Raw genomic sequence first — 13,811 nt, forward strand, 5'->3', positions numbered from 1 at the left:
ACCCGGCGGTGGAGCTTTGTACGCCATCGGAATGGCCGGGCGGTCCGACGGCGGGACCGGTCGTCGCGCCCGGGTTCGGCCCCGCACCGGGTCCTCTCGCTCACCTTGACGTGCGGCCGTGGAAAAGGGTTGCCCGCCGTTCGCTAACGAGTGGATCACGGTCCGGGCGCCTGCCCGCGGCAGGCACCTCCACCGGACGGTCTCCTCCTGCCACCCCCGAACTCCCCGGCTACTCCTCGGACTCCCCGCGGAGCATGGCCAGCACGCCGTCCAGGTCGTCGGGCTTCACCAGAACGTCACGTGCCTTGGAGCCCTCGCTGGGGCCGACGATGCCCCGGGACTCCATGAGGTCCATCAGCCGCCCCGCCTTGGCGAAGCCGACCCGCAACTTGCGCTGCAGCATGGACGTCGAGCCGAACTGGGTGGAGACGACCAGCTCGGCCGCCTGGCACAGCAGGTCGAGGTCGTCGCCGATGTCCTCGTCGATCTCCTTCTTCCGCTGGGTGCCGGTGACGACGTCGTCCCGGAAGACCGGCGCCATCTGGCTCTTGCAGTGCCGGACGACCGCCTGGATCTCCTCCTCGGTCACGAACGCGCCCTGCATACGGATCGGTTTGTTCGCGCCCATCGGCAGGAACAGCCCGTCGCCCTTGCCGATGAGCTTCTCGGCGCCCGGCTGGTCGAGGATGACGCGCGAGTCGGCGAGCGAGGAGGTCGCGAAGGCGAGCCTCGAGGGCACGTTCGCCTTGATCAGACCGGTGACGACGTCGACGGAGGGCCGCTGGGTGGCGAGCACCAGGTGGATGCCGGCCGCGCGCGCGAGCTGGGTGATGCGCACGATCGCGTCCTCGACGTCGCGCGGCGCGACCATCATCAGATCGGCGAGCTCGTCGACGATCACCAGCAGGTACGGGTACGGCTGCAGCTCCCGCTCGCTGCCCTCCGGGGCCTTCACCTTGCCGTTGCGGACGGCCTCGTTGAAGTCGTCGATGTGCCGGAAGCCGTACGCCGCCAGGTCGTCGTACCGGAGGTCCATCTCGCGCACGACCCACTGCAGCGCCTCGGCGGCCCGCTTGGGGTTGGTGATGATCGGCGTGATCAGGTGCGGGATGCCCTCGTAGGCGGTCAGTTCGACGCGCTTGGGGTCGATGAGGACCATGCGGACGTCCTCCGGGGTCGCCCGCATCATGACCGAGGTGATCAGGCAGTTGATGCAGGACGACTTGCCGGAGCCGGTGGCACCGGCGACCAGGATGTGCGGCATCTTCGCGATGTTGGCCATCACATAGCCGCCTTCGACGTCCTTGCCGAGCGCGACCAGCATCGGGTGGTCGTCCTCGGCCGCCTCCGCCAGGCGCAGCACATCGCCGAGGTTGACCATCTCCCGGTCGGTGTTGGGAATCTCGATGCCGACCGCGGACTTGCCGGGGATGGGGCTGATGATCCGTACGTCCGGGCTGGCCACGGCGTAGGCGATGTTCTTCGTCAGCGCGGTGATGCGTTCGACCTTCACCGCGGGCCCGAGTTCGACCTCGTAGCGCGTGACCGTCGGCCCGCGGGTGAACCCGGTGACGCGGGCGTCGACCTTGAACTCGGTGAAGACGGTGGTGAGCGCGTCGACGACGGCGTCGTTGGCCGCGCTGCGCGCCTTGCCGGGGCCGCCCCGCTCGAGCAGGTCGAGGGAGGGCAGGACGTAGGTGATGTCACCGGACAGCTGGAGCTGTTCGGCGCGCGGCGGCAGGCTTCGCGTGGGGGGCGGCGGGGTCTTCGTGAGATCGGGGACCCCGGCCGGCTTCTCCGATGCGGGGCGCCGGGCGGGCGGGGTCCTGGTGGTCCGCGCGGCCGGGACGGGGGTGGGAACCGTCGCCTCGCCGCGGTCGGCGACACCGACCCCCTGGGTGAGGTCGGCGACGACCGGTGAGGGCGGCATGCCGTGCAGGACGGCGCCGTCGAGCGCGGCGGCGGCAGCGGCGGCCACGTCCACGGCGTCCATCTGCTGCTCCATGTCCGGCTGCGGCACGGCCGAACGCCGGGGGCGGCCACGCCGTTTGCCGAGGGCTTCCTGCTCGGCGCCGTCGGGGTCGTACTCCTGGGGGGCGCTTTGACGCTTGCGGGGGCGCGCGGGCAATACCTCGCGCCACTGCTCGTCGTAGCGGGCGTCGTCCTCGGTGTACGGGGCTTCCTCCGGGTCGGGCAGGATGCCGAGCCTCACTCCGAGCAGCCGCAGCCGCTGCGGGATCGCGTTGACCGGGGTGGCGGTCACGACCAGCAGACCGAACACGGTGAGCAGCACCAGCAGCGGTACGGCGAGGACCTCGCCCACGGCATACGTCAGCGGGGCCGCCGCACCCCAGCCGATGAGCCCGCCGGCGTCCCTTATGGCCTGCATGCCGCCGCTGCGGGCGGGCGAGCCGCAGGCGATGTGCACCTGCCCGAGCACACCGATCACGAGTGCGGACAGGCCGATGACGATGCGTCCGTTGGCCTCGGGCTTCTCCGGATACCGGATGAGGCGTACGGCGACGGTCGCGATCAGGACCGGCACGAGCAGGTCCAGGCGGCCGAAGGCCCCGGTCACCAGGATCTCGACCAGGTCCCCGACGGGCCCGTGCAGATCGGCCCAGGTGCCGGCGGCGACGACCAGGGCGACGGCGAGCAGCAGCAGGGCGACGCCGTCCTTGCGGTGCGCGGGGTCGAGGTTCCTGGCGCCCCGCCCTATGCCGCGGAACACGGCGCCGACGGCGTGCGCGAGCCCGAGCCAGAGGGCGCGCACGATCCGGTACACGCCCCCGGTGGGACTGGGCGCGGGCTTCCTCACCGCGGCCTTCTTGGCGGGTGCCTTCCTGGCAGGCGCCTTCCTGGTGGAAGCCTTCTTGGCGGGAGCCTTCCTCGCAGCAGCCTTCTTCGCCGGGGCCGCCCCGGGAGCGGCCGCCTTCTTCGCGGACTGCTTCTTGGCTGCGGAGGGACGTGAGGCCATGGGTGCGAGGGTACCGGGGGAGGCGACAGCGGACACGTGTGCCCAAAGCTTCACCCGTTCGTGTCGCCCGTGGCGAGGCGCAGAATTGACGCACCCCCAGGAAACCGGGCATTGACGCGCTCTCAGGAAGCCGGGCGGCAGCCGCCGTTCTCCGGGCCTCCACCTCCGGCACCCGCATCCGGCCGGAGGTTCCGGCTCACTTCTGGGAGGGGACCGACGAGGTGTTCCCCGCGCCCGGCTCCAGCGCGTCCAGGGCCCGCCTGAGCCCCGTCAGCTTGCGCTCGAGATGGGCCGCCGTGGCCACCGCCGCCGCGTCCGCCGACTCTTCGTCGAGTTGCTTGGAGAGGGCCTCCGCCTGCTCCTCGACGGCGGCGAGGCGCGCGGAGAGTTCGGCGAGAATGCCCGCCGCCTCCTTGCCGTCGCCGACTCCGCCCTTGCCGCCCTCCAGCTGGAGCCGCAGCAGAGCCGCCTGCTCCTTCAGCTGACAGTTCTTCATGTACAGGTCCACGAAGACCGAGACCTTCGCGCGCAGCACCCACGGGTCGAACGGCTTGGAGATGTAGTCCACCGCGCCGGCCGCATAGCCACGGAAGGTGTGGTGCGGACCGTGGTTGATCGCGGTGAGGAAGATGATGGGGATGTCCCGGGTCCTCTCCCGCCGCTTGATGTGCGCGGCCGTCTCGAAGCCGTCCATGCCCGGCATCTGGACGTCCAGCAGGATGACCGCGAAATCGTCCGTCAGCAGTGCTTTGAGCGCTTCCTCCCCGGAGGATGCCCGCACCAGCGTCTGATCGAGCGCAGAGAGGATGGCCTCCAGCGCCAGCAGATTCTCCGGCCGGTCATCGACCAGGAGGATCTTGGCCTTCTGCACCATGGCCCGCCCTCCTCGCCCCGGCTTGGGGCCGCCCCTGTCCGCAGGAACCGGGGAAGCACCGGTGGGTGCCGCCCCGGAGGACGGCTTCCTTGTGCCGTCCCTCCTTGTGCCGGTCATCGTAGCCGCACCCCGCCCGTCGCCACACCCTGTCACCGCGATGTCACTGTGCACATAGCAGAAACGTGGCGGGAGACCGGAAGGTTCCCCGAATTCCGCGCTTCTACACGTCTTCGTGCACCCCGGATCGGCAACTCCGCGCGCGCCCGGAAGGTTCCCGTCACCGGCCTGCCGTCACTCCCGGTTCATCCACTGGGCCATCACCTCGAGCAGGTGATCGGGGTCGACGGGCTTGGTCACATAGTCGGAGGCGCCCGACTCGAGCGCCTTCTCCCGGTCGCCCTTCATCGCCTTCGCGGTCAGTGCGATGATCGGCAGTCCGGCGAACTGCGGCATCCGCCTGATCGCCGTGGTCGTGGCATACCCGTCCATCTCGGGCATCATGATGTCCATCAGGACGACCGCCACATCGTCGTGCTGCTCCAGGACCTCGATGCCCTCGCGGCCGTTCTCGGCGTACAGCACGGACAGTCCGTGCTGCTCCAGCACACTGGTCAGGGCGAACACATTGCGGATGTCGTCGTCGACGATGAGCACCTTCTGGCCGTCGAACCGGATGGCCCGGCTTCCGTGCGGACCCGTGTCCGCCTCCGCCGCGGCGGCCTCCGCCTCCTGCTCCTGGGCCGGCTGGTCCTGCCGCCCCGCCTGCTCGTCGGCGACGGGCAGGGCCCAGCGGCGGGTCTTGCGGCGGTGGCGGAAGAGCGTGGTGGGGCCGCTCCGCGTCTCCTGACGCGGCTCCGCCTCCGCCGGCTGCTCGCCGTGCACGGCGGTCTGCTCGGACGCGTCCGTCCCGGACTCCGCGACCAGCGTGCCGTCGTCCAGGACGGAGCCGGGCTGCTGATAGCCCTGCGGCGGCAGCTCGCCCGGGTGCAGCGGCAGATACAGCGTGAACGTCGAGCCGCGGCCCGGCTCGCTCTGCGCGTGGATCTCACCGCCGAGCAGCTGCGCGATCTCCCGCGAGATGGACAGCCCGAGGCCCGTACCGCCGTACTTGCGGCTGGTGGTGCCGTCGGCCTGTTTGAACGCCTCGAAGATCACCCGCATCTTGCTGGCCGCGATGCCGATGCCGGTGTCGGTGACGGAGAACGCGATCAGTTCCGCGTCCGGGTCGGTCAGTGAGCCGGCCTCCAGCAGCTGCTCCCGGATGCTCTGCGGAACGTCGTCCCGCGCGGGGCGGATGACGAGTTCCACCGATCCGGAGTCGGTGAACTTCACCGCGTTGGACAGCAGGTTGCGCAGCACCTGCAGCAGCCGCTGCTCGTCGGTGTGCAGGGTGGCGGGCAGCTCCGGCGACACCCTCACGGACAGGTCGAGCCCCTTCTCCGCGGTCAGCGGACGGAAGGTGGCCTCGACGTAGTCGATGAGCTGGACGAGCGCGATGCGGGTCGGGGAGACGTCCATCTTGCCCGCCTCGACCTTCGACAGGTCCAGGATGTCGTTGATCAGCTGGAGCAGGTCGGACCCCGCGCCGTGGATGGTCTCGGCGAACTCCACCTGCTTCGGGGTGAGGTTGCCCTCGGCGTTGTCGGCGAGCAGCTTGGCCAGGATCAGCAGGGAGTTGAGCGGCGTCCGCAGCTCGTGCGACATGTTGGCCAGGAACTCGCTGCGGTAGCGCATGGAGACGGCGAGCTGCTCGGCGCGCTCCTCCAGGACCTGCCGGGCCTCCTCGATCTCGGAGTTCTTCGCCTCGATGTCACGGTTCTGCTGGGCCAGCAGCTCGGCCTTCTCCTCCAGTTCGGCGTTGGACGCCTGCAGGGCCTTCTGCCGCTGCTCCAGCTCCGCGGACCTGATCCGCAGCTGCTCGGTCAGCTCCTGGGACTGCTTCAGCAGCTGCTCGGTCTTGGTGTTGACGGAGATGGTGTTGACGGTGGTGGCGATCACCTCCGCGATCTGGTTCAGGAAGTCCTTGTGGATCTGCGTGAACGGGGTGAAGGAGGCCAGCTCGATGACGCCGAGCACCGTGCCCTCGAACAGCACCGGCAGCACGATCACCTGCGCGGGCGGCGCCTCGCCGAGCCCGGAGGAGATCTTCAGATAGCCGCTGGGCGCGTCCTCCACGAGGATGGTGCGCTTCTCCTTCGCGGCCGTCCCGACCAGCCCCTCGCCCGGCTGGAACGACGTCGGCATGGAGCCCGTCGAGTAGCCGTAGGAGCCCAGCATCCGCAGTTCGTAGGAGTCCTCGTCCTCGCCGCCGAGGTCCGTGCCGTCGACCAGCGGCATCGCGACGAAGAACGCGCCGTGCTGCGCGGAGACCACCGGCGTCAGCTCGCTCATGATCAGCGAGGCCACGTCCTGCAGGTCGCGGCGGCCCTGCATCAGCGCGGAGATCCGGGCCAGGTTGCCCTTGAGCCAGTCCTGCTCCTTGTTGGCGATCGTGGTGTCGCGCAGGTTGGCGATCATCTTGTTGACCGTGTCCTGCAGTTCCTGGATCTCGCCGGACGCGTCGACGTCGACCTTCAGGTTCAGGTCGCCGCGGGTCACGGCGGTCGCCACGCGCGCGATGGCGCGCACCTGCCGGGTCAGGTTCCCGGCCATCTCGTTCACGGACTCGGTCAGGTCCCGCCAGGTGCCGTCGACGTCCCGCACGCGTGCCTGACCGCCCAGGCGGCCCTCGGTGCCCACCTCGCGGGCCACCCGCGTGACCTCCTCGGCGAAGCTGGACAGCTGGTCCACCATCGTGTTGATGGTCGTCTTCAGCTCCAGGATCTCCCCGCGCGCCTCGATGTCGATCTTCTTGGTCAGATCGCCCTTGGCGATGGCGGTGGTGACCATGGCGATGTTGCGCACCTGGCCGGTCAGGTTGGACGCCATCTGGTTCACCGAGTCGGTGAGGTCCTTCCAGGTGCCGGCCACGCCCGGCACATGCGCCTGACCGCCGAGGATGCCGTCCGTGCCCACCTCACGGGCCACCTTGGTGACCTGCTCGGCGAACGAACTCAGCGTCTTCACCATGGTGTTGAAGGTCTCGGCGAGCTGCGCGACCTCACCGCGCGCCTCGATCGTCACCGTCCGCGTCAGGTCGCCGTTGGCGACGGCGGCGGCCACCTGGGAGATGTTCCTCACCTGCATGGTGAGGTTCTTCGCCATCAGGTTGACGTTGTCGCTGAGGTCCTTCCAGATGCCCACGACGCCGGGCACGTTCGCCTGACCGCCGAGGATGCCCTCGGTGCCCACCTCGCGGGCCACCCGCGTGACCTGCTCGGCGAACGAGGAGAGCTGGTCCACCATCGTGTTCACGGTGGTGACGAGCTCGAGGATCTCGCCCTTGGCGTCGACGGTGATCTTCTTGGACAGGTCGCCCTTGGCGACGGCGGTCGTGACCTCGGCGATGTTGCGCACCTGACTGGTCAGGTTGTTCGCCATGGAGTTCACGGACTGCGTGAGCTCCTTCCAGGTGCCGGACACGCCCGGCACATGCGCCTGACCGCCCAGGCGGCCCTCGGTGCCCACCTCACGGGCCACCCGCGTGACCTCCTGGGCGAACGAGGACAGCTGGTCCACCATCGTGTTGATGGTGTTCTTCAGCTCCAGGATCTCCCCGCGCGCATCCACGGTGATCTTCTGGGAGAGGTCGCCGCGGGCCACGGCGGTGGCGACCTGGGCGATGTTGCGCACCTGGTCGGTGAGGTTGCCCGCCATGCCGTTCACGGAATCCGTGAGGTCCCGCCACACACCGGCGACCCCGGGCACCTGCGCCTGACCGCCCAGGCGCCCCTCGGTGCCCACCTCACGGGCCACCCGCGTGACCTGCTCGGCGAAGGCGGACAGCTGGTCCACCATCGTGTTGATGGTGTTCTTCAGCTCCAGGATCTCCCCGCGCGCGTCGACATCGATCTTCTGGGAGAGATCGCCGCGGGCCACGGCCGTCGTCACCTGGGCGATCTGCCGCACCTGGGAGGTGAGGTTGCCCGCCATGAAGTTGACGGAGTCGGTGAGCTCCTTCCAGGTGCCGGACACACCCGGCACCACGGCCTGACCGCCCAGACGGCCCTCCGTGCCCACGTCCCGGGCCATCCGGGTGACCTGGTCGGCGAAGGCGGACAGCTGGTCGACCATCGTGTTGACGGTGTTCTTCAGCTGGAGCATCTCGCCGGAGACGTCGACGGTGACCTTCTGCGACAGATCACCGTTGGCCACGGCCGTCGTCACCTGGGCGATGTTGCGCACCTGCCCGGTGAGGTTGCGGAACGCGGTGTTGACGGAGTCCGTGAGGTCCTTCCACGTCCCCGCCGCGCCCGGCACGTACGCCTGGCCGCCCAGCTCACCCTCGACACCGACCTCCCGCGCCACCCGCGTCACTTCGGAGGAGAAGGCCGACAGCTGGTCCACCATCGTGTTGACGGTGTTCTTCAGCTCCAGCATCTCGCCGGCCACGTCCACGGTGACCTTCTGCGACAGATCACCGTTGGCCACGGCCGTCGTCACGGCGGCGATGTCCCGCACCTGGGTGGTCAGATTCCGGAACACCGTGTTGACGGAGTCCGTGAGGTCCTTCCAGGTGCCGGCCACCCCCGGCACATTCGCCTGGCCGCCCAGACGGCCCTCGGCGCCGACCTCGTTGGCCACGCGCGTGACCTCGTCCGCGAAGATCCGCAGCGTCTCGGTCATCTGGTTGATCGTCTCGGCGAGCTGCGCGACCTCGCCCCGCGCCGGCACGGTCACCTTCTGCGACAGATCACCGTTGGCGACGGCGGTGGTGACCTGCGCGATCCCGCGCACCTGGGCCGTCAGGTTGCCGGCCATCCGGTTCACCGAGTCGGTGAGGTCCTTCCAGGTGCCGGCCACGCCCGGCACATGCGCCTGACCGCCGAGGATGCCGTCCGTGCCCACCTCACGGGCCACCCGCGTCACCTCGGAGGAGAAGGCCGACAGCTGGTCCACCATCGTGTTGACGGTGTTCTTCAGCTCCAGCATCTCGCCGGCCACGTCCACGGTGACCTTCTTGGACAGATCGCCCTTGGCCACCGCCGTGGTGACCAGCGCGATGTCCCGCACCTGCGCGGTCAGCCGGGACGCCATCGTGTTGACGGAGTCGGTGAGGTCCTTCCACGAACCGGACAGCCCCCGCACCCGCGCCTGGCCGCCCAGCTTGCCCTCGGTGCCGACCTCGCTGGCCACCCGCGTGACCTCGTCGGTGAACGCCGACAGCTGATCGACCAGGTTGTTGACCGTCCGCCCGACCTTCAGGAACTCGCCGCGCAGCGGCTGCCCGACCCCCTCCGGCGTGTACGCGCGCAGCTCCATGCGCGGCGACAGATCACCCTCGGCGACCGCGGAGAGCACCCGGCTGACCTCGGCGACGGGGCGCACGAGATCGTCGACGAGCGCATTGGAGTTCTCGATCGCGGCCGCCCAGGAACCCTCGCAGGGCCCCGTCTCCAGCCGCTCGGTGAGCTTCCCCTCGCGCCCCACCACGCGCCGTACCCGCGCCAGCTCGCCCGTCACATGCAGATTGCGGTCGGCGACCTCGTTGAAGACCGCCGCGATCTCCGCCATCACGCCGTCCCCGGACACCGTGAGCCGTTTGCGGAAATTGCCGTCCCGCATCGCCGTCAGCGCAGCCAGCAGTCGGTCCAGGGCAGCCGTGTCCACCTCAGTTGTCCCCTTGCGCGCCTTGCGCTGGTTCTTCAGGGACTGTCCGCCTTTCGCGCGCGTCTTGGTGCTTCGCGTCGCTGCGCCAGACTCCACTGTGTCCCTCCCGCAGGGGTCGACCGTTGCTGCTGTGCCCCGGTATTGCTGTTCGGCGTGCCAGTTACTGCTGCGTATATCCGCCCGATGCGATCATGCCTCGCCAAGGGCCGCTGCCTCAGGCGCGGAGAACACACTCAGCCTGCTCCGACCTTCACCAGAAGCCTGCCCAGTGTTTCACCCTTGCCGAACCAGGCCATAACAGTTCGGCAGCTTTGCAACCTTCCGCACACTCTCCGGGCGGAATCACTGCTGACCGGCATCAGCCTGGACCGCGAAGGTAAGTAACCTTGCATGGGGCTGTCCAGCCACGCCGGTCCGCCCGGCCTGGGCGGTGGCACGGGAACGAACGGGCATGGAGGCGGCCGCACACATGACCACAGGAGTGATCCCCGGGGGGCAGCCCCCGGAGCCACGGCCGAAGGGTCCGCAGCTGCCGGAGCAGCGGCGTGAGCTCGTAGGGCACCTGGGTCTGCACGTCGACAACCGGACGAGGAGTTCTGTGATCACCGCGCGCGCGGCCGCCAGCTTCGAGCCCCAGGGGCGATCGGTCGCGTCCGCCCGCTCCTTCGTCCGCGACACCCTCCAGGGCTGGGGCTTCGGCGACATCGTCGACGACGCCGTGGTCCTCACCAGCGAACTGGTCACCAACGCGGTCGTGCACGCCGGCACGGCCGCCGACGTGCTGTGTCTGCGCAGTGACAACGGGGTACGGGTCGAGGTGTCCGACCGCTACCCGGAGCGGGAGATCCCGGTCCAGAGCTCCGCGGTCAACATGGGCAGCCCCGACCGCGAGGGCGGCCGCGGCCTGCAGCTGTGCGCGGCCCTGGCCGGCCGCTGGGGCGTGGAGTACACGCCCACGCACAAGAAGGTCTGGTTCCAGCTGGACCTGCCCGAACGCCCGGTCGGCACCCGCACCGCCGGCCCCTTCCTGCCCGCCGACCTCCTCCCGCTCGCCGACGGCCGGGTCCGTGTGGCCGTCGTCCAGATCGACCGCGACGGCTCCATCACCGCCTGGAACGAGGACGCCGAGGAACTCTTCGGCCACACCGCCGACCAGGTCACCGGCAAGCCGCTCACCGACCTCGCGGCCTGGCCGCACACCCCCGGCACCGGCACGGGCATCGCCGAGGCGCTCCAGCTCTCCCGCTGGGAAGGCAGTTACGGCATCCGCGGCTCCCACGGCCGTGTCATCCCCGTCTACGCCTCCCACCTCCGTGTACGCGACACGGACGGCGAGCCCTCCACCGTCTGCCTGCTCGTCCGGGACCACGAACGGGCCATCCTGCAGACGCCGTTGCGTCCGGCGGCAACCAGCGACGCGAACAGCACCTCCGAGGGAGCGAACGCCGATCCCTTCGAGGTCTTCATCGGCTCCCCCGCTCCCGACGACCTCGACAGCCTGCTGCAGCGCACGGTCGAGCGCGCCCGCGACATGCTCGACGGTGACGCCGCCTTCCTTCTTCTGGCCACCGACGACGAGACGGAGTTGGAGGTCCGCGCCTCCACCGGCCTGCCCTCCGCCCGCCAGCGCTTCGCCCGTGTCCCCGTCGAGGCCGGACCCGGCCGCTACGGCTCGGCCCGCATGCCGGCCGTCCACGACGACCTCACCGCCGTCCCCGGTGCCGTCCCCCTGCTCAACGGCACCGGCATGCGGTCGGTCGTCACGGTCCCGCTGAAGGTCGAGGGCCGTCTCACCGGCTCCCTCGGTGTCGCCGCGGAGGCACCCGGCAGATACTCCAACGAAGAGGCGCTGCGCCTGCAGTTCGCCGCCGACCGCATCGCCCTGGCCGTCGAGTCGGCCCGCCTGGGCGAGCTGGAGCGGCTGCGCCGCGGCTCCCTCAGCTTCCTCGTCGAGGCGTCCGACCTGCTGGCCGGCACTCTGGACCGGGACCAGACCCTTGCCCTGATGGCCCAGATGACGGTCCCCACCCTGGCCACCTGGTGTGCCGTCTACACCATCGCCGACCAGGCCTCCGAGCCCTACCTGTCCTACGTCCTGCACGAGGACGAGGAACTGATCGACGGCATCAAGTCCCTGCTGTCCAGGATTCCGCCGCCGGACCCGGTCCCCACCCCCGGCGCCCGCGTGTGGAACGCGCCCCGCGAGGCCGCCCACCAGGCCGCCCTGCACACCTCCATGCGCAGCCTCAGCCTGGGCGAGTCCCACCACCAGATCGGTACGGCCGTCGGACCGACGCTGGCCACGGCCTCCGCGGTCGGCGGCGAGACGGTGGTCCTGCCGCTGGTCGCCCGCAACCGCGTCATCGGCATGCTCACGCTCGGCAAACCCTCCGAGGAGCACTTCCGCCAGGAGATCCTGGAACTGGCCGAGGACCTGAGCCGCCGTGCCGCCCTCGCCCTGGACAACGCCCGTCTGTACTCGGAACGCACGGCCATCAGCCAGTCCCTCCAGCGCAGTCTCCTGCCGCCGGGCCTTCCCCAGGTCGAGGGCGTGGAGGTCGAGGTCATCTACCGCGCGGCCGGCGAGGGCAACGAGGTCGGCGGCGACTTCTACGACCTCTTCCCGATCCGGGACGGCGCCTACGGCTTCGCCATCGGCGACGTCTGCGGTACGGGCCCGGAGGCGGCCGCGGTGACGGGCCTGGCCCGGCATGCGCTCAGACTGCTGGCCCGCGAGGGCTTCGGTGGCCCCGCGGTACTGGAACGCCTGAACTCCGCCATCCTCGACGAGGGTGCCCGCAGTCGCTTCCTCACGCTTCTGTACGGCGAGCTGCGGCCGCAGGAGGACGGCAGCGCCCAGCTGAAGGTCGTCTGCGCCGGCCATCCGCCGCCGCTGCGCCTGCGTCAGGACGGCACGGTGGAACCGGCCGCCGATCCTCAGCCGCTCCTCGGCGTCCTGGAGGACCTTGAGCTGTACGAGCAGACGGTCACGCTGGAGCCCGGTGACGTCCTGCTGTGCGTCACGGACGGCGTCACCGAACGCCGCGAGGGCTCACGCATGTTGGGCGACGACGGTCTCGCGGAAGTCCTCACCACCTGCACGGGTCTGACGGCGGGAGCGGTGGCGGCCCGCATCATGCGTGCGGTGGAGCGCTTCGCCTCGGACGCCCCGTCCGACGACATGGCGATTCTCGCCATGCGCGTCCCGGATCTGCCCAAGTAGGGCCGTCGGACGTACGAGACGGACAACAGACGGACGAGACAGACGAAAGGCCTTTGCCCGGACGGGCAAAGGCCTTTGTACTGGAGCCCCCAAACGGAATCGAACCGTTGACCTTCTCCTTACCATGGAGACGCTCTGCCGACTGAGCTATAGGGGCCGGTCGCCTTTTCGGGTTCTCCCCGCGGCAACGAAAGAGATCATACCCCGAACAGAGCCATGCTCCTAACCATGATCGGGCCGCCCGGCACATCGCACATCGGCCCGCCCGGTTTCCGGCAGGGACACGCACCACGTACTGCTGGTAGGTGTGCTCATCGCCTCCGTCCGGTGTCCGTACGCCTCGTAGCCTCGCGTTCAGATAGGCGGCACGCTCCCTGCGCTGCGCCACCTCGTCATACGGCTCCTCCGATCTGCCCTGCTCCACTATCAGCAGCCCATGCCGTCGGCCGACCAGCCGAAGCGCTGCACGACAACAACGGCCGCCGTACGGGAAGTTACGGCGGCCTCGACGGCGAACGGATCGAAGCAGTACGCCGCCGGACCTATGTCGGCGAACACCGGTAGCGCGGCTGCCTGGATCACGGCCTCGGCGACCTCCGCGTTACCGAACGCCGGCACGACGACTTCGTCACCGGCTCCGATGCCGGCCGGGCCATGTGAACGCCAAATGACGACAAACAAAAAAGGGTTGGGCCCGAACCAGAAGTTCGGACCCAACCCTCTTAAATCTTGTCCGGCGGCGTCCTACTCTCCCACAGGGTCCCCCCTGCAGTACCATCGGCGCTGTAAGGCTTAGCTTCCGGGTTCGGAATGTAACCGGGCGTTTCCCTCACGCTATAACCACCGAAACACTATGAAACAAACAAAACCAGCCACATCAGGGCGGGCGGGTTCGTTGCCTCAGAACCCACACAGTGAACGCGAGCAACCCATGGTCAAGCCCTCGGCCTATTAGTACCGGTCACCTCCACGCCTTACGACGCTTCCAGATCCGGCCTATCAACCCAGTCATCTCCTGGGAGCCTTAC

Annotated in this window: 4 protein-coding genes, 1 tRNA gene, 2 rRNA genes and 1 pseudogene; 1 reads left to right on the forward strand and 7 read right to left on the reverse strand. The window is 69.5% G+C overall.

What is annotated here, in order from left to right; genetic code table 11:
* Window positions 1-229 precede the first annotated feature (229 nt).
* From ABD224_RS16625 to ABD224_RS16635, 3 genes are all read right to left on the reverse strand, one after another.
* A complete protein-coding gene (locus tag ABD224_RS16625; protein ID WP_344050438.1) occupies window positions 230-2,977 on the reverse strand; it encodes a DNA translocase FtsK in 2,748 nt (915 codons plus the stop codon).
* Between the two features lie 196 nt (window positions 2,978-3,173).
* Entirely contained in the window at window positions 3,174-3,851 is a 678-nt protein-coding gene (locus tag ABD224_RS16630; protein ID WP_344050440.1) for a response regulator, read from the reverse strand.
* Between the two features lie 291 nt (window positions 3,852-4,142).
* On the reverse strand, window positions 4,143-9,656 hold the full coding sequence (locus ABD224_RS16635) for a HAMP domain-containing protein (RefSeq protein ID WP_344050442.1): 5,514 nt from the start codon (window positions 9,654-9,656) through the stop codon (window positions 4,143-4,145).
* 373 nt (window positions 9,657-10,029) lie between these two features.
* On the opposite strand from ABD224_RS16635, the gene ABD224_RS16640 reads away from it, so the two are divergent.
* A complete protein-coding gene (locus tag ABD224_RS16640; RefSeq protein ID WP_344050444.1) occupies window positions 10,030-12,783 on the forward strand; it encodes a SpoIIE family protein phosphatase in 2,754 nt (917 codons plus the stop codon).
* Between the two features lie 81 nt (window positions 12,784-12,864).
* Here the strand turns inward: ABD224_RS16640 and ABD224_RS16645 are convergent.
* The 4 genes and pseudogenes from ABD224_RS16645 to ABD224_RS16660 all read right to left on the reverse strand — a co-directional run.
* Window positions 12,865-12,940: transfer RNA gene (locus tag ABD224_RS16645), tRNA-Thr, on the reverse strand.
* A 72-nt stretch (window positions 12,941-13,012) separates the two neighbouring features.
* Window positions 13,013-13,452 (reverse strand): annotated as a pseudogene (locus ABD224_RS16650) (DegT/DnrJ/EryC1/StrS family aminotransferase); the annotation flags it as partial.
* Window positions 13,453-13,514: 62 nt separating this feature from the next.
* Window positions 13,515-13,631: ribosomal RNA gene (gene rrf / locus ABD224_RS16655) — 5S ribosomal RNA — on the reverse strand.
* Between the two features lie 83 nt (window positions 13,632-13,714).
* Window positions 13,715-13,811: ribosomal RNA gene (locus tag ABD224_RS16660) — 23S ribosomal RNA — on the reverse strand; the annotation flags it as partial.

The sequence above is a fragment of the Streptomyces thermoalcalitolerans genome (assembly GCF_039525155.1).
Lineage (GTDB): Bacteria > Actinomycetota > Actinomycetes > Streptomycetales > Streptomycetaceae > Streptomyces > Streptomyces thermovulgaris.